13 protein-coding genes, 3 tRNA genes and 1 pseudogene are annotated in these 16,562 nt (G+C 72.4%); 7 read left to right on the top strand and 10 right to left on the bottom strand.

The window, feature by feature from the left end:
- Positions 1-1,284: pseudogene (locus ACRWK7_RS35080) on the bottom strand (NAD-glutamate dehydrogenase); the annotation flags it as partial.
- Positions 1,285-1,523: 239 nt separating this feature from the next.
- Between ACRWK7_RS35080 and ACRWK7_RS35075 the strand changes: the two are divergent.
- The 3 genes from ACRWK7_RS35075 (at position 1,524) to ACRWK7_RS35065 (ending at position 5,076) form a co-directional block, all read left to right on the top strand.
- Positions 1,524-1,730, top strand: a complete 207-nt coding sequence (locus ACRWK7_RS35075; RefSeq protein ID WP_431862468.1) for a hypothetical protein — start codon at positions 1,524-1,526, stop codon at positions 1,728-1,730.
- Positions 1,731-1,865: 135 nt separating this feature from the next.
- Entirely contained in the window at positions 1,866-3,044 is a 1,179-nt protein-coding gene (locus tag ACRWK7_RS35070) for a molybdopterin-binding protein (RefSeq protein ID WP_431862466.1), read from the top strand.
- Positions 3,045-3,123: 79 nt separating this feature from the next.
- Positions 3,124-5,076, top strand: coding sequence for a molybdopterin biosynthesis protein (locus ACRWK7_RS35065; RefSeq protein WP_431862465.1), 1,953 nt, complete (start codon positions 3,124-3,126; stop codon positions 5,074-5,076).
- A 117-nt stretch (positions 5,077-5,193) separates the two neighbouring features.
- Here the strand turns inward: ACRWK7_RS35065 and ACRWK7_RS35060 are convergent, their stop codons facing one another.
- On the bottom strand, positions 5,194-6,105 hold the full coding sequence (locus tag ACRWK7_RS35060) for a pirin family protein (RefSeq protein ID WP_431862464.1): 912 nt from the start codon (positions 6,103-6,105) through the stop codon (positions 5,194-5,196).
- 60 nt (positions 6,106-6,165) lie between these two features.
- Positions 6,166-7,944 (bottom strand): monovalent cation:proton antiporter-2 (CPA2) family protein, encoded by a 1,779-nt coding sequence (locus ACRWK7_RS35055; protein ID WP_431862463.1) that lies wholly within the window; start codon positions 7,942-7,944, stop codon positions 6,166-6,168.
- Positions 7,945-8,044: 100 nt separating this feature from the next.
- Between ACRWK7_RS35055 and ACRWK7_RS35050 the strand changes: the two genes are divergently transcribed.
- A complete protein-coding gene (locus ACRWK7_RS35050; protein ID WP_431862461.1) occupies positions 8,045-8,269 on the top strand; it encodes a hypothetical protein in 225 nt (74 codons plus the stop codon).
- A 47-nt stretch (positions 8,270-8,316) separates the two neighbouring features.
- Here ACRWK7_RS35050 and ACRWK7_RS35045 read toward each other — a convergent pair whose 3' ends face one another.
- The 3 genes from ACRWK7_RS35045 to ACRWK7_RS35035 all read right to left on the bottom strand — a co-directional run bounded on the left by ACRWK7_RS35045 (position 8,317) and on the right by ACRWK7_RS35035 (position 8,841).
- A complete protein-coding gene (locus tag ACRWK7_RS35045) occupies positions 8,317-8,568 on the bottom strand; it encodes a hypothetical protein (protein ID WP_431862459.1) in 252 nt (83 codons plus the stop codon).
- A 119-nt stretch (positions 8,569-8,687) separates the two neighbouring features.
- Positions 8,688-8,764: transfer RNA gene (locus ACRWK7_RS35040), tRNA-Asp, on the bottom strand.
- Positions 8,765-8,766: 2 nt separating this feature from the next.
- A tRNA-Asn gene (locus ACRWK7_RS35035) sits at positions 8,767-8,841 on the bottom strand.
- Between the two features lie 176 nt (positions 8,842-9,017).
- Between ACRWK7_RS35035 and ACRWK7_RS35030 the strand changes: the two genes are divergently transcribed.
- Positions 9,018-10,571 (top strand): B12-binding domain-containing radical SAM protein, encoded by a 1,554-nt coding sequence (locus ACRWK7_RS35030; RefSeq protein WP_431862457.1) that lies wholly within the window; start codon positions 9,018-9,020, stop codon positions 10,569-10,571.
- Between the two features lie 6 nt (positions 10,572-10,577).
- Here ACRWK7_RS35030 and ACRWK7_RS35025 read toward each other — a convergent pair whose 3' ends face one another.
- The 3 genes from ACRWK7_RS35025 to ACRWK7_RS35015 all read right to left on the bottom strand — a co-directional run bounded on the left by ACRWK7_RS35025 (position 10,578) and on the right by ACRWK7_RS35015 (position 12,709).
- On the bottom strand, positions 10,578-12,038 hold the full coding sequence (locus ACRWK7_RS35025) for a hypothetical protein (protein ID WP_431862455.1): 1,461 nt from the start codon (positions 12,036-12,038) through the stop codon (positions 10,578-10,580).
- Between the two features lie 61 nt (positions 12,039-12,099).
- Positions 12,100-12,175: transfer RNA gene (locus ACRWK7_RS35020), tRNA-Ala, on the bottom strand.
- 129 nt (positions 12,176-12,304) lie between these two features.
- On the bottom strand, positions 12,305-12,709 hold the full coding sequence (locus ACRWK7_RS35015) for a TIGR02300 family protein (protein WP_431862453.1): 405 nt from the start codon (positions 12,707-12,709) through the stop codon (positions 12,305-12,307).
- A 244-nt stretch (positions 12,710-12,953) separates the two neighbouring features.
- Here ACRWK7_RS35015 and ggt point away from each other — a divergent pair, with 244 nt between their 5' ends.
- On the top strand, positions 12,954-14,732 hold the full coding sequence (ggt, locus tag ACRWK7_RS35010) for a gamma-glutamyltransferase (RefSeq protein ID WP_431862452.1): 1,779 nt from the start codon (positions 12,954-12,956) through the stop codon (positions 14,730-14,732).
- 41 nt (positions 14,733-14,773) lie between these two features.
- Here ggt and ACRWK7_RS35005 read toward each other — a convergent pair whose 3' ends face one another.
- Positions 14,774-14,965 carry a hypothetical protein gene (locus tag ACRWK7_RS35005; protein WP_431862450.1) on the bottom strand — a complete coding sequence of 64 codons (192 nt, stop codon included), beginning with the start codon at positions 14,963-14,965 and terminating at the stop codon, positions 14,774-14,776.
- Positions 14,966-15,154: 189 nt separating this feature from the next.
- Between ACRWK7_RS35005 and aroA the strand changes: the two genes are divergently transcribed.
- Complete coding sequence (gene aroA / locus ACRWK7_RS35000; RefSeq protein WP_431862448.1) at positions 15,155-16,489, top strand: 3-phosphoshikimate 1-carboxyvinyltransferase; 1,335 nt, start codon at positions 15,155-15,157, stop codon at positions 16,487-16,489.
- Positions 16,490-16,562 lie beyond the last annotated feature (73 nt).

Genomic DNA, 16,562 nt, shown 5'->3' with positions numbered 1-16,562 from the left:
GACGAGGCAGGAGGCGAAGCGGTCGAACGGGTCGCGCCGGATGAACAGCGCCAGCCGCTGCCGCTCCTGCAGGTGCAGGATGCCGAGCGCGGTGTCGTACAGCTCGTCGACGCTGGCCTGGAACAGCTCGTCGCGCGGGTAGGTCTCCAGGATGTTGAGCAGCGCCTTGCCGTCGTGGCTCCGGGGATCGAAGCCGGCGCGCTCGACCACCGCGGCGACCTTGCGGCGCACGAAGGGGATGTCGCGCGGGGAGCGGTTGTAGGCGGCCGAGGTGAACAGCCCGACCACCATCCGCTCGCCGACGATCCGGCCCTCGGCGTCGAAGCGCTTCAGCAGCACCACGTCCATGTGCACCGGCCGGTGCACGGAGGAGCGCGTGTTGGCCTTGGTGACCATCAGCGCGCGGGGGGCGCGCAGGAACTCCCGCACGTCCGGCGCCAGCGACTGGTAGTGGCGCAGGCCCTCGAACACCGTCACGTCGTCGTCGCGCAGGATGCCCAGCCCGCTGTCGGGGCGCTGGTTCAGCAGCGGCTCGCCGCCCTCCGGGCGCGGCTCGAACCGGTACTCGCGGTAGCCCAGGTAGGTGAAGTGGTCGGCGTCCACCCAGCGCAGGAACGCCTCGGCCTCCGCCACCTCGTCGGCGGGCAGGGCGGCGGCGGCGGCCTGGACCTCGCCCAGCGCCTCGTGCACCTCCGCGCGCATGGCGCGCCAGTCGGCGACGGCGGCGCGCACCGCGCCCAGCACCCGCTCCAGCCCCGCGCGCACCCGCTCCAGCGCCGCCGCGTCGGAGCGCGCGTCGACCTCCACGTGCATGAAGGATTCCGGGCTGGCGCCGTCCGGCGCGGCTTCCGGTTCATGGAGGTCGGTGATGCGGCCCTCGGCGTCGCGCGCCACCCGCACCACGGGGTGGATGACGAGGTGCACGGTGAGGCCCTGGCGGTTCAGCTCGGCGGCCACCGAATCGACCAGGAACGGCATGTCGTCGTTGACGATCTCCACCACCGTGCGCGGCGACTGCCAGCCGTGCTCCTCGATGCGCGGGTTGTAGACGCGCACGGCCGCGCGGCCCGGCGCGCGCCGCTGGCCCCACTGCCACATGGCGATGGCGGCGCCGTACAGCTGGTCGGCGGGGGCCTGGACGATGTCGTCCGGCGGCACGTTGGCATAGAACTGCCGCACGAACCGCTCCGCCAGATCCACCCGGCTGCGGTCGAGACGCCCGCGCACCTGGCGGACCACCTCCTCGGTCAGCTCGTCCTTGAGCTGCTCGGCACGGAGCGCCATGGCCTGTCCTCCCCAAGCTTTTATCGTTCCCTTGAGGGTAGCCGATCCCCGGCGCCTGACAAGCGCCCGGGCGCTCTATCCGCCATGCGCCGGACCAGCGCCGCGACCCTGGCGGTTCGGCATGCTCTCGTATTACGTGATGATGCTGCTAAAATTGAACGGATGACGATACAAAAGCAGGATGGTCCCGATCCGTAATCACCCGCGACGCCCAACGGCCGCGGGCGCATAGTCGGCGCATGGACCGCCACCACCACACGCATCGCTCCCGCTACCAAGCCGTCATCAGCGAGGACGGGATGGCGTGGGACGTGATCGACTCGAGCAGCCAGGAGGTCATCCGGCTGAACGACCTGCCCCAGACGGGGCTGTCGGAGACCGTCGCGGTGCAGATCGCCAGGGTCCTCAACGCCATCGTCCGCATCCCGCCGCACCGGTGGCATTGAGCGGTTTGGCCCTTGCGTCCGGCCGGGTTCCGATGATAGGATTTTAGTCCCGGTCCGGGTGGCCGGTCGGCCGGCCGGCCAGTTTGGGCGGTGCGAACGAAACACCCTCCGCACAGTGTTTCATGGTGTTCCACGGTGTTTCATCCGCCCCCGCACCTCCCCGACGTCCGTGGCCGTGGCTTCGCCGCGCGCAGCGCCCTGTCCGACGCCGTCCGCTGGCTGGAGCCCCGCGCCGTCCCGCTGCCCGCCGAGGCGGTGCCCTTGGCCGAGGCCGCCGGCCGGGCGCTGGCGGCGGACGTTGCCGCCCCTGCCGACCTGCCGCCCGCCGACCGCGCCGCCCGCGACGGCATGGCGGTGGCGGCCGAGGCGACGCTCGGCGCCGGCGGCTACAACCCGATCCTGCTGATGGGGGCCCAAGCGGTGCCGGTCTCCTCCGGCCAGCCGCTGCCGCCGGGCACCGACGCCGTGCTGCCGGTCGAGGCGACGCAGGCCTCGCCGCTCGGCGTCGAAGCGCTGGACGCGCTGCCCGCCGGCAGCGGAGTCGAGCGCCGGGGCGAGCAGGCGCGGGCCGGCGCCGTGCTGCTGCCCGCCGGACGGGTGCTGCGCCCGCAGGACGTCGGCCTCTTGGCCGGGCTCGGGATGGAGCCGGTGGCGGTGGTGCGGCGCCCGCGCGTCCGCATCCTGCTGGCCGGCGGCCCGCGCGACGGGCGCGAGGCGGACGCGGCGCTGCTGTCGGCGCTGGTCCGGCGCGACGGCGGGGTGGCCGAGGTGCGCGGGCCGTTCGGCCGGGCAGAGCTTGCCGACGCGTTGCGCGCGCCCGGCGCCGATATCCTGCTGGTCTGCGGGCGCACCGGGCTGGGCGCCGACGACGAGGCGCCGCTGGCGCTCGCCGACGCCGGCACGCTGGCGCTGCACGGTCTGGCGCTGCGGCCCGGCGATTCGGCGGGACTGGGGCAGGTGGGCGACGTGCCGGTCGTGCTGCTGCCCGGCGAGCCGGTGGCCTGCGCGGCCGTCTACGACCTGCTGGCCGGCGCCGCCGTGCGCCGGCTGGGCGGCCGGCCGGCGGGCTTGCCCTACGCGGTCCGCCGCGTGCCGGCGGCGCGCAAGCTGGTTTCCGAGATCGGCTTTGCCGAGGTCTACCGCGTGCGCGTCACCGATGCCGGCGCCGAGCCGGTGGCGTCGGCCGCCGTGCCCGGTCTGGCGGCGCTGGCGCGGGCCGACGGCTTCGTGCTGATCCCCGCGGAAAGCGAGGGCATGCCGGAAGGCGCCGAGGTCGCCGTGTGGATGTACGACGCCCCGGCCGAGGCGCTATGATGGCGAGAACACAGGGGATTGACTGAGGGTGGAAAGCCCCTCCCCCGCGAGGGGGAGGGGCTTCATCGGAGGAAGCAGAGTGTCCAACGAGGACGTCCGGCAGTTCGTGCAGCAGGCGGCGCGCCAGCAGCAGTTTCTCAAGGTGGCGGGCCGCGACGAGGCGTGGGAGCGCTGGCGCGCCGCGCTCGACCTGACGCCGCGGGGCGAGGAGCGGGTGCCGCTCGCGGCCGCCCGCGGCCGGGTGCTGGCGCGCGACGTGGTGGCCGGCGTGGACGTGCCGGGCTTCGACCGGTCGAGCGTGGACGGCTTCGCCGTGCGCGCCGCCGACACCGCCGGGGCCAGCGAGCACGCCCCGGTGCTGCTGACCCTGAACGGCGAGGTGCTGTCGGCCGGGGCGCAGCCGCGCGCCGAAGTGACCCCCGGCACCGCCACCGTGATCGCCACGGGCGGTATGCTGCCACGCGGCGCCGACGCCGTGGTGATGGTCGAGCACACCGAGACCCACGCCGGGGGCGGCGCCCTCACGGTGGAGGTCCGCAAGGCTGCGGTGCCCGGCGGCTTCGTGGCCGCCGCCGGCTCCGACATCGGCCGCGGCGAGACGGTGCTGCGCCGCGGGCAGACGCTCAGCTCGCGCGAGATCGGCGTGCTGGCCGCCATCGGCTTGGCCGAGGTGGACGTGCTGCGCCGGCCGCGCGTGGCGATCCTCTCCACCGGCGACGAGATCGTGGCGCCCGGCCAGCCGATCCGCCCCGGCGCGGTGTACGATTCCAACGCCGCCATCCTCGCCGCGGCGGTCGAGGAGCTGGGCGGCGAGCCGGTCCGCCTCGGCGTCAGCCCGGACGACGAGGCGACGCTGGAACGCCTCGTGGCGCAGGGGCTCGCGTGCGACGCGCTGGTGCTTTCCGGCGGCACGTCCAAGGGGGCGGGCGACCTGTCCTACCGCATCGTCAGCCGCCTGGACGATCCCGGCGTGCTGGTGCACGGCGTGGCGCTGAAGCCCGGCAAGCCGCTGTGCCTCGCCGCCACCAAAGGCAAGCCGGTGGTGATCCTGCCGGGCTTCCCGACCTCCGCCGTCTTCACCTTCCACGAGTTCGTGGCGCCGGTGATCCGCGCGCTCGCCGGCCTGCCCGAGGCGGCGAAGGAAAGCGTGGTGGCGACGCTGCCGATGCGCGTCGGGTCCGAGCGCGGGCGCATGGAGTTCGTCATGGTCTCCCTGGTGCAGGGGGACGAGGGGCTGGCGGCGTACCCGCTGTCGAAGGGCTCCGGCTCGGTCACCGCGTTCAGCGCCGCGGACGGCTTCGTCGCCATCGGCGAGCACGCCGAGGCGGTGGAGGCCGGCACGCCGATGTCCGTCCACCTCATCGGCGGCAACCGGCTGGCCGACCTGACGGTGATCGGCAGCCACTGCGTCGGCCTCGACGCCGTCGTCGGCCGGCTGATCGTCGAGGGGCTGACGGTCAAGGCGCTCAACGTCGGCAGCATGGGCGGCCTCACCGCGGCCAAGCGCGGCGAGTGCGATGTCGCAGCCGTCCACCTGATGGACCCGGCGAGCGGCGTCTACAACCGCCCCTTCCTGACGCCGGAGCTGGAGCTGGTCCCCGGCTACCGCCGCCTGCAGGGCGTGCTCTTCCGCCCCGGCGACGCGCGGTTCGAGGGCAGGGCGGGGGCCGAGGCGATTGCCGCCGCGGCGGCCGACGCCGGCTGCCTGATGGTCAACCGCAACGCCGGCAGCGGCACGCGCATCCTCACCGACCGCCTGCTGGGCGGAGCGAAGCCGGCGGGCTACTGGACGCAGGCGAAGTCGCACAACGCGGTCGCCGTGGCGGTGGCGCAGGGCCGCGCCGACTGGGGCGTCGCCATCGAGAGCGTGGCGCGCCTGTACGGCCTGGGCTTCCTGCCGCTGCAGGAGGAGCACTACGACTTCCTCATCCCGCGGGCACGGCTGGAGCGCGCGCCGGTGAAGCGCTTCCTGGCGGCGCTGGAGGATGCGGAGGTGAGGGCGGTGCTGGAGGGGCTGGGATTCGGGCGGTGAGGTGCGTGCGTTGAGCCCCCACCCCATCCCTCCCCCACTTCGCGGGGGAGGGGGCAGAGCGGCGGAGTTCCCTCCCCTGCGAAGCGGGGGAGGGTCAGGGTGGGGGCAAAACCTCTGCTACGGCTCCTTCGCCACCACGTCCGGCTTCTTCTCCTCCGGCAGCGGGATGAACTCCGTCTCGCCGGGCACCGCGTCGAACCGCCCGGCCTTCCAGTCGGCCTTGGCCGCCTCGATACGGTCCTTGGAGCTGGAGACGAAGTTCCACCAGATGTGCCGCGGCCCGTCCATCGGCTCGCCGCCCAGGACCAGCACCCGCGCCGCCGTCTCCGCCTCCACCGTGATGGCGTCGCCCGGCCGCAGCACCAGCAGCTGCCCGGCCTCGAAGCGGTCGCCGTTGATGATCACCGCGCCGGCGGCGACGTACAGCGCGCGCTCCTCCACCTCCGCCGGGACCGGCAGGCGGGCGCCGGGGTTCAGCTGGGCGTCCACGTACAGCGTCTCGGTGAAGGTCTTCAGCGGCGAGCGCTCGCCGAAGGCCGCCCCGGCGATGACCCGCACCCGCTTGCCTTCGCCCTCCAGGACCGGCAGCGCCTCGGCGGGCAGATGGACGAAGCCCGGGTCGGCCTCCTCGTGCGTCTTGGGTAGGGCCATCCACGACTGGATGCCGAACACCCGCTGCCCGGAGCGCCGGGTCTCGTCGGAGCTGCGCTCGGAATGGGCGATGCCGCGCCCCGCCGTCATCCAGTTCACCGCCCCCGGCCGGATCGCCTGGACCGAGCCGACGCTGTCGCGGTGCAGGATCTCGCCCTCGAACAGGTACGTCACCGTGGCCAGCCCGATGTGCGGGTGCGGCCGGACGTCGAGCCCCTGGCCGGGCGGCAGCTCGCCCGGGCCCATCTGGTCCCAGAAGATGAAGGGCCCCACCATGCGCCGCTGCGCCGAGGGCAGGGCGCGCCGCACCTCGAACCCGCCGATGTCGTGCGTGCGCGGCACCACCACCGTCTCCAGCCACTCCCGCGGACCGTCCATGACCTGCCTCCCTGGTTTGCCAAGGGAAAGGTGGGGCGGACGCGGCGGACGGCCAGTCGGTCAGCGCTCCGCCCGGTCCGCCTCGAACAGCGATTGCAGCTCCAGCGCGGCGTCGCGCGAGGTCTGGATCAGCCGCTGCTCGTCGTGGTGCACGGCGTGCTGGCGCTTCAGCGTGCGCTCGTCGTGGGCACGGAAGGTGTCGAGCGTCTGGTGCGCCTCCTCCGCGTCCACGCCCATGGCGGTGAGCACCCGTTCGGTCAGCTCCAGGCTGGACAGGAAGGTCTCGCGCACGATGATCGTGATGCCACGGTCCATCAGCAGGTGGGCGTGGCGGCGGTTGCGGGCGCGGGCGGCGATGGTCAGGTGCGGGAACAGGCGCTGCGCCATGTCCACCACGGTCAGGTTCTGCTCCATGTCCTCCAGCGCCACCACCAGCACCTTGGCGTTGTCGGCGCCGGCGGCGCGCAGCAGCTCGGGCCGCGTCGGGTCGCCGTAGAACACCTTGTTGCCGAAACGGCGGACGAAATCGACCTGGGCGGCGCTGTGCTCCAGCGCGGTGAAGGGGATGCGCTTCAGGCGCAGCACGCGGCCGACGATCTGCCCGACCCGGCCGAAGCCGCAGATGATCACGGGTGCGGCGTCCTCCGCCGGGATCGTGTCGAAGGCGCGCGCCGGCTTGCCGCCCAGGCGCGGGACCAGCCAGCGCTCGGCCGCCGCGAACAGGAACGGCGTCATGATCATCGACAGCGTCACCACCAGCATGGCGGTGTTGGCCGCCTGCTGCCCCATGACCCGCTCGCCCACCGCCTGGGCGAACAGGACGAAGCCGAACTCGCCGCCCTGCGCCAGCACCGCGGCCATGCGCACGGCGCCGCGCGGCGTGTTGCCGGCGAAGCGGGCGAGGCCGAAGACCACCGCCGCCTTCACCGCCACCAGCCCGAGCGTCAGCGCCAGCATCCGCCCCGGCGACGCGGCGAAGCCCGCCACGTCGGCCGACACCCCCACCGACACGAAGAACAGGCCGAGCAGCAGGCCCTCGAACGGCTCGACGTCGGCCTTCACCTCGTGCCGGTACTCCGAGTCCGACAGCAGCACGCCGGCCATGAAGGCGCCCAGCGACATCGACAGCCCGGCCGCCTCCACCAGGGCGCCGGTGCCCAGCACGATCAGCAGCGCGGTGGCGGTGAAGATCTCCGGCGTCTTGGCGGCGTCCACCAGCCGGAAGACCGGCCGCACCAGCAGCCGGCCGCCGACCAGCACCAGCGCGATGGCGCCCGCCGCCTTGGCCACCGCCAGCCACGCGCCCTCGCCGGTGGGCACCGCCCCGCCGCCGTCGCCCAGCAGCGGCAGCAGCGCCACCAGCGGGATCACGGCCAAGTCCTGGAACAGCAGGATGGAGAAGCTGTCGCGCCCGGCGTGCGAGGACAGCAGGTCGCGCTCGGCCAGCAGCGGCAGGACGATGGCGGTGGACGACAGCGCCAGCCCGGCGCCCAGCGCCGCCGCGGCACTCGCCGGCAGCCCCAGCGCCAGCGCCGCCCCGCCCAGCACGGCGGCGGTCAGCACCACCTGCCCGCCGCCCAGCGCGAACACCGACTTGCGCATCACCCACAGCCGCTGCGGCCGCAGCTCCAGCCCGATCAGGAACAGCAGCATGACGACGCCCAGCTCGGAGACGTGCGCCATGCTCTCCACGTCGGTGATCAGGCCCAGCCCGCTCGGCCCGATGGCGAGCCCCGCCGCGAGGTATCCCAGCGGGCTGCCGAAGCCCATCCGCTTGGCCAGCGGCACCGCCAGGACCGCGGCGGCGAGCAGCACGATGGCCGTGTGGAGAATCGGCATGCGGGAAGGCTCCATCCTGAACGTGGGCGTTACAGCGGAGACATCGTGCGGAAACACGGGCCGGCTAGTCTCAGCCTTCCGCCGATCGCGAGCACCTGCAATGCGCAACCTGAGCCGGGCGGTTTTCGACGACGCCATCGAGATGACGCTGCGCAGCCACCGGCTGAGCGACGCGCAGAAGGCCGACCTGCTGGCGCGGCTGCGCGAGGTCCGCGACGGCTTCTGCGACAAGGGAGCGAATTGCGATTGCTGTCCGACGCGTTGCGCCTGCGAGGAGCTTGTGCGCCGCATCTTCGCCGGGGAGCCGGACCGTCTGGCCGGCTGAGCGGCCGACCACGCTGCGCCCGGCGTGCGCCGGGCGCCGATAAGCGGTCAGCCCTTGTTGCAGCCGCAGCCGCAGCTGCGCCCTTCCTGCACCTGCACGCGGACCTCGCCGCGGGCGTAGGCCATCACGAGGTCGAGCGGCAGGCCGATCGCCTCGGCGGCGTCGCCCAGCGTCACCTCGCCGGGCAGGCCGGCGCCGGGGCCGAAGACCGGGTGCAGTGTCATCAGGCGCGCGATGGCCTGCGGATCCTGCTTGGTCACGGTGTCCAGGCGGGTGGCGGGGGCGAACTCGATGCTCATGGATGTCCTCTCCGGCGAAACGGGGCCGGCCGTTCTTGCACCGGTGGGAGCCCACCGGCGTTGATCCGCATCAAATTGTTCGATCGGGGAAAATGCCATCTCCCCCGGGAGGGGGAGAATGGCGCGAGTGACGGGACTTGAACCCGCGGCCTCCGGCGTGACAGGCCGGCGCTCTAACCAACTGAGCTACACCCGCGCTGGCTCCGGCGGTAGGATTCGAACCTACGACCAACGGATTAACAGTCCGCTGCGCTACCGCTGCGCCACGCCGGAAGAGAGCGCGCTTATACGGGCGGGCCGCGGGGTTGGCAAGGGGAAATTTCAGAAAAATGCACGGCCGCCCCCGCGAGCCGCCTCAGGGGCCGGAAAGCGGAGCGGATTGATCGGTTGTTAACCTTGTTTCCCTACCGTAAGCCGCTCGCGCGCCCCTTTCGGGAAGTGACCGGCCGATGAAGATCCTGTTCGTCAACCCCAGCCTGCGCCCGAAGGCGCCGCACCGCTATCTGCCGGTGGGGCTCGGCTACGTCGTCACGGCGGTCAAGCTGGCGGGATTCTCGTTCGACATCCTGGACATCGACGCGGCGGACCACACCGACGACCAGGTCGAGGCGGCGCTGATGCGCGGGCGCTACGACGTGATCGCCGTCGGCTCGATCGTCACGCATTACCGCTGGGTGCACTGGCTGATCCACACCGCCAAGCGGCACAACCCCGGCGCCACGGTGATCGTCGGCAACTCGGTGGGCTCCTCGATACCGGAGATCCTGTTCCACGCCACGCCGGTGGACGTGGTGGTGCTGGGCGAGGGCGACATCACCACCGTCGAGGTGCTGGAGGCGCTGCGCGACGGCCGGCCGCTCGGCGCGATGGCGGAGCCGCCGACCCCGGTGCCGCACGACAACGGGCCGTACCCGGCCTGCCTGAAGGGCGTCGGCGTCCCCGGCATCGTCTTCCGCGATCCACAGGGCCGCATCCTGCACAACGGCCGCCGCGCCGCCGTCAAGGCGGTGGACGACCTGCCCTGGCCGGACTGGGACCTGTTCGACGTCGAGACCTACCTGCGCCGCGCCCGCGGCACGGTGCACGAGACGGTCAACCGCTACCCGCTCGAAGAGGCGCGGGTGATGCCGGTGAACACGGCGCGCGGCTGCGTCTTCAAGTGCACGTTCTGCCACTACGTCTTCTGGCACGACCCGTACCGCCACCGCAGCGCCGATTCGGTGATCGCCGAGATCCGGCACCTCAACAAGAAGTACGGCGCCAACTACATCAACTTCTGGGACGAGCTGTCCTTCCACAAGCTGGCGCCGGCGGAGAAGTTCCTCGACGCGCTGGACGCCGCCGACCTCGGCATCCACTACACCGCCGCGGTGCGCTCCGACCTGCTGGGCCAACCCGACACGCCGTACGAGGACCGCCTGCGCGTGGCGAAGAAGTTCGCCAGGACGGGCTGCGTGTCGCTGGGCTTCTCGCTGGAATCCGGCAACGACGAGATCCTCGAGGCGATGAACAAGCGGGTCAACGCCGCCTATTTCCGCGAACAGGTGCGCGTGCTGCGCGAGGCGGGGGTGGTGTGCTCGACCAGCGTGGTGGTCGGCTACCCGCAGGAGACGCCGGAGACGCTGGCCGACACCTTCCGCATGTGCGAGGAGACCAAGGTGTACCCCAGCGTCGGGTACCTGCTGCCGCTGCCCGCCACCGGCATGTGGAAGCACGCGCTGGAGAACGGCCACATCACCGACCCGCACCAGTTCTTGATCGACGTGACCGAGCGCCAGGATCTGGTGATGAACATGACCAGCATGGCGGACGACCAGTTCCAGGGCGAGGTGAAGCAGGGCCTCAGCCACCTCAACGAGGTGCTGAACTGCCAGCTGGACGAGAGCACGCTGATCCGCACCGGCGGCTACCAGAAGCACGGCCGCAACCAGAAGGCCGAGGTCTTCCGCCAGCGCAACGCCGCCGACACGCTGAACTTCGCCAACATGACCGGCGCGGTCTGACGCCCGTCACCGCTTCAGCCGCGCCTCGATCCGCGCGGCGACCTCGCCGACGACGCCCTCCGGCCAGAAGCGGCCCGGCGCCGGGGCGACCGGCTCCAGGGCCGGTCCCACGGGGTCGCGCCCGTCGGACGGCGCCACGAAGTACGGCGTCTTCGTCAGGACCAGGGTGGGGATGCCCAGGCCGGCCGATATCCGGGCGATGGAGGTCAGCGCGGTGACCACCAGGTCCATGTTCGCCAGCGCCGCGGCGGTCCCGTCGATGTCGTCCCAGAGGTCGAGGTCCGGGAACCGGGTGACCGCGAGGCCCACCGACCGCGGGGCCTGCGCGATGTCGCCGTCGACATCGCCGTGCTGGAAGCAGCAGGCGTGCACCGGCCCGTCCGCGGCCCGCAAGAGGGCCTCGAAGATCGGCCGCCACGTGTCGAGCGGCAGGTACTCCGGCGAACGCTCCCGGCCGAAGAGCGGCGAGCGCCAGCAGATGCCGACGCGCAGCCCCGGCCCCAGCGCGTCCAGGCGCGTCCGCCACCGGTCGACCAGGGCCGGGTCGGGCGTGAGCGCCGGCGCCGCCGGCTGGCCGGACACCGTGTCCCAGAGGAATTGCGGCAGGCTGCCGGCCTCGATGTAGCGGTCGGCGCCGTCCGGCCCGGTCCGGCTCTCGCCGACCGCGTGCCAGATTCCCTCGCGCCGCTCGATCTGCAGAGGCAGGACGGTCGCCTGGGGAAGGCTGCGCCTGACCAGCGGGACCAGCTTGGGCGCCACCTCCAGCGTCACGCGGCCGGCCTGCGCGGCGGCCTCGCGGACGAAGGGCAGCAGCCAGAGCTGGTCGCCGATGCCCTGCTCGCCGCAGACGAAGAGGTGCCGGCCGGCCAGCGGTTCCCCCCGCCAGCGCGGGCAGGCGACGGCGCGGACGACGTGGTTCCGGCCGTCGGGGTGCAGGCGCCCCTCGTAGTGCGCCCAGCCCTCGGCGAACCGCCCGAGCGACAGCAGCGACCGGGCGAGGTTGTAGCGGAGCGACGTGTCGTCCGGCACCAGCGCGATGGCCCGGCGCAGCAGCGCCACCGCGCGCTCGTGCTCGTCGGTGCCGACGGCGTCGATGGCCAGCGCCTCGGCGAAGTTGACGTAGCTGGCCGGCTGGTCCGGCTCCAGCGCGATGGCGCGGGCGTAGGCCCGCTTGCCCAGGTACGGGCTGCCGGCGAGGAAGGCGGCGTTGCCCAGGCCGGCCCAGGACGAGGCCACCTCCCGATGGCGCGCGAGGATGTCGCGGAAGGCGACCACTGCGTCCGGCGCGCGGCCGACGCCGGCCACGTCGAACAGGAACCCGGGATCGTCGCCCTTGGCGGGAAGCGCCGCCTGGAACGCGTCGAGCGCCCCCCGGAGGTCGCCCTCGCCGCAGCGTCGGCGCCCCAGCGCGACCAGCTCGTCGGCCGTCCCGGAGGAACCGGTGGATGCTCCGCCTTCGTTCTGCACTGCGGCCTCCTCCAGTGGAACGCCAAAGGGCCCGGCGATCACTCGCCGAGCCCTTTGAATTTGGTGGAGCCAAGGAGGATCGAACTCCTGACCTCTACAATGCCATTGTAGCGCTCTCCCAGCTGAGCTATGGCCCCGAAACCCTGGGTGGCAGCCCTGCTTCCGTTGGAAACCGGCGGCCTCGGTGGAGCGGGATATTCGTCAGGTCGGGGTCCCATTGCAAGGGGAAAATCTTCCCCGACCTCACTTTTTTCCCGCCGCCGGGATTACCGCTCCTCCTCGTCCTCGCCCTCGACGTCGACGACCTCGTCCATGTCGTCCTCGCCCAGTTCGGAGGTGTCCTCGATGAGGACGTCGTCCTCGTCCTCGGCCACCTCGTCGGCGTCCTCCTCGATGTCCTCGACGGCGACCTCGTCCTCGACCTCCTCGAGATCCGCGACGTCCTCGTCCTCGCGCTCGACTTCCGCCTCGTCCTCATCGACCCCCGCCGGCACCTTCTTCGGCGGCGCGTCGTCCACCGGCGCCGGCCGCGCGCGGCGCGACTTCAGCAGCGCTTCGGGATCGAACGTCGTGCCGCACGACGGGCACACGGGCGGGTCCTTGCGCAGGTCGTAATAGCGCGCGCCGCAGTTCGGGCAGATGCGCTTGATGCCCCATTCCGGCTTCGCCACGCCAAATCCTCCGCTTTCTCATGAAATCCGGTTAAGGGCGGCCCTTTGCCATGGCAGCGCCCCGTTGTCAAAAAAAAGTTCAACCACCAACCGCGGCTGCGCGCAACCCCTTCCGAGGGCCGCGGGGCACGCGTAAGCTCGATACCCAATGGCGGCCAGAGACACCGCCCGCCGGCCGAAGGCCGGACCGACACACCAACCGGCCGAAGGCCGGGCGACACATATGATGGGAATGGGAGGGTTCGTGAAGTCCCAATTCGCTCCCGGCTGGCGAGTTCTCGCCGGCGCCGGCCTCGTCGCGCTGCTGCCGCTGTCGGCCGTCGCGCAGACCACCACCACGGCCCCGGCCGCCGGAATGCAGGCGCCGGAAGGCGCCACCGGCCGCACGGCGCGCACGCTGGGCACCGCCACCAAGTACATGGCCGCCGCCGCCAACCCGCTGGCCGCCGAGGCCGGGCGCGAGATCCTGCGCGCCGGCGGCAACGCGGTGGACGCCGCCATCGCCACCCAACTGGTGCTGGGGCTGGTCGAGCCGCAGAGCTCCGGCATCGGCGGCGGCGCCTTCCTCGTCTTCTACGACGGCAAGGCGAAGAAGCTCACCACCTACGACGGCCGCGAGACCGCCCCGGCGGCGACCAAGCCTGAGCGCTTCATGGGCGCCGACGGCAAGCCGATGCCGTTCTACGACGCGGTGGTCGGCGGCCGGTCGGTCGGCGTGCCCGGCACCGTCAGGCTGCTGGAGACCGTCCACAAGGCGCACGGCAAGCTGCCCTGGCCGCGCCTGTTCGAGCGCGCGGTGCGGCTCGCCTCCGAGGGCTTCACGGTGAGCCCGCGCCTGAGCGGCCTGCTCGGGCAGGAGAAGTATCTGGCGAAGAACGACCCGAAGGCCGCCGCCTACTTCTACCAGCCGGACGGCACCCCGAAGCCGGTCGGCTTCCTGCTGAGGAACCCGGAGTACGCGGCCACCCTCCAGGCGATCGCCGAGAAGGGGGCGAGTGCCTTCTACGAGGGGTCGGTCGCCGCCGAGATCGTCCGGACCGTGACCGGCCACGCCACCAACCCCGGCGACATGACCGAGGCCGACCTCAAGGCCTATCAGGTCAAGGAGCGCCCGGCGGTGTGCGGCGCCTACCGCGCCTACACCATCTGCGGCATGGGCCCGCCCAGCTCCGGCGCGGTGGCGGTGCAGCAGATCCTGGGCGCGCTGGAGCCGGTCGACATGGCGGCGCTCAAGACCAACCCGGTCGAGGCGGTGCACCGGTTCTCCGAGGCCGGGCGGCTGGCCTTCGCCGACCGCGGCCAGTACCTCGGCGACCCGGACTTCGTGAAGGTGCCGGTGAAGGGCCTGATCGACCCCGGCTACATCCAGAGCCGGGCCAAGCTGATCGACCCGGCCAAGTCCATGGGCAAGGCCACCCCCGGCGACCCGCCGTTCCAGCAGGGCGCGCGGATGGGCGCGTCGGACGGCATCGAGAAGGGCACCAGCCACATCGCCATCATCGACTCGGACGGCAACGCCGTCTCGATGACCACCACCATCGAGGACCAGTTCGGCGCCCGGCTGATGACCCGCGGCTTCCTGCTGAACAACGAGCTGACCGACTTCGCGCTCAACCCCGTGGAGAACGGCCAGCCGGTCGCCAACCGCATCGAGCCCGGCAAGCGGCCGCGCAGCTCGATGGCGCCGACCATCGTGTTCAAGGACGGCCAGCTCTACGCCGTGGTCGGCTCGCCCGGCGGCAGCGCGATCATCAACTACGTCGCCAAGACGCTGGTGGCGCTGCTCGACTGGGGCATGGACCCGCAGGAGGCGGTTGACCTCGCCAACTTCGGCAGCCGCAACGGCCCGACCGAGTTGGAGAAGGGCACCGAGGCCGAGGCCTGGGCTCCCGCGCTGGAGGCCAAGGGGCACCCGGTGAAGGTGCTGGAGCTGACCTCCGGTACCCAGGCGATCCTGGTGACCCCCGCCGGGCTGACCGGCGGTGCCGACAGCCGCCGCGAAGGCGTGGCGATCGGGGATTGATCTCCAGGCTTCCTCCCCCGGCGGGGCTGGGGGAGGGCCTTTCAGGGCGGCAAGCCGTCGTTCGACTCGATGAAGACCACCACCGCCGCGCCGTTCTGAACCACGACGTCGGCGTAGCAGGCGTGGCCGTCCAGTGTCTTGCGCCAGCGGCTGGGAGCCCCGAGGAACTCGAACCCCTGCTCGGCCAGGTAGCGCTCCGCCTCGTGGCGGGAGGGGAAGCGACGCGTCCGCATGGGCTCCTCCCGCTCGGATCGTTCGATGCGCGTATTTTAGCATCATGTTGTAGGACGCCGGTTGAGCAAGATGGTTACGGCCTTACGCCACCGGGGGCACTCCGCCGGGCCTCGCATCGTCCGAACGGCTGTGCTAGGAACTCCGGCCAAACCCGCTCCGACCCTGATTTCGGCCAAGGACCCAGACCCATGCAGGCGAAGCCGCTGCGCTCCTCGTCCGCCGGCGCCCTCACCGGCACCGTGCGCGTGCCCGGCGACAAGTCGATCTCGCACCGCGCGCTGATGTTCGGCGCCCTCGCCATCGGCGAGACGGTGGTGCACGGCCTGCTGGAGGGCGAGGACGTGCTGCACACCGCCGCCGCCATGCGCGCGCTGGGCGCCCAGGCCGAGCGCGGCGCCGACAACGTCTGGCGGGTGCGCGGCGTCGGCGTCGGCGGCCTGCACGAAGCCGCGCAGGTGCTCGACATGGGGAACAGCGGCACCGCGGCGCGGCTGCTGATCGGCCTCGTGGCCGGGCACCCGATCACCAGCTTCTTCACCGGCGACGCCTCGCTGAACAAGCGGCCCATGGCCCGCGTCATCACGCCGCTGGAGCAGATGGGCGCCTCCTTCGTCAGCCGCGCCGGCGGCCGGCTGCCGCTGGCCGTCATCGGCCGCGACGATCTCGTGCCGGTCACCTACCGCCTGCCGGTGCCCTCGGCGCAGGTGAAGTCGGCGGTGCTGCTGGCCGGGCTCAACACCGCCGGCGTCACCACGGTGATCGAGGCGGAGCCGACCCGCGACCATTCCGAGCTGATGCTGCGCCACTTCGGCGCCACCGTGACCACCGAGGAGACGGAGGACGGCGCGCTCGCCGTCTCCATCACCGGCCAGCCGGAGCTGACCGGGCGCGAGATCTTCGTGCCGGCCGACCCCAGCTCGGCCGCGTTCCCGGCGGTGGCGGCGCTGCTGCGCCCCGGATCCGAGGTGCTGCTGCGGGACGTCGGCATGAACCCGCGCCGCACCGGGCTGTACGACACGCTGGTGGAGATGGGCGCCGACATCGGCTTCGAGAACCGCCGCGACCAGGCCGGCGAGCCGGTCGCCGACCTGCGGGTCAGGGGCGGCGCGCTGAAGGGCGTCGTGGTGCCGGCCGAGCGGGCGCCGTCGATGATCGACGAGTATCCGGTGCTGGCCGCCGCCGCCGCGTGCGCGCAGGGGACCACCGTCATGCTGGGCCTCAAGGAGCTGCGCGTGAAGGAGAGCGACCGCCTCGCCATGGTCGCCGAGGGCCTGACGAAGTGCGGCGTCAAGGTCGAGGTCGGCGCCGACGACAGCCTGACCGTGCACGGCACCGGCGCGCCGCCGCAGGGCGGGGCGACCGTCGCCACCGCCATGGACCACCGCATCGCCATGAGCTTCCTGGTGCTGGGCACCGCCACCAGGGAGCCGGTGCAGGTGGATGACGGCGCCTTCATCGAGACGAGCTTTCCGGGATTCGCGGACCTGATGAACGGGCTGGGCGCGAAGATCGAGCGGGTTTAGTCCTCCAACGACGCCCCCGCGTTCGGCCCCCATCCCAACCTTCCCCCACGGCGCGGGGGAAGGAGTCGATCCC

The organism is Azospirillum sp., from assembly GCF_050789165.1.
The sequence above is the reverse complement of the archived record's forward strand: the minus strand, read 5'-3'. Positions and strand labels throughout refer to the sequence as shown.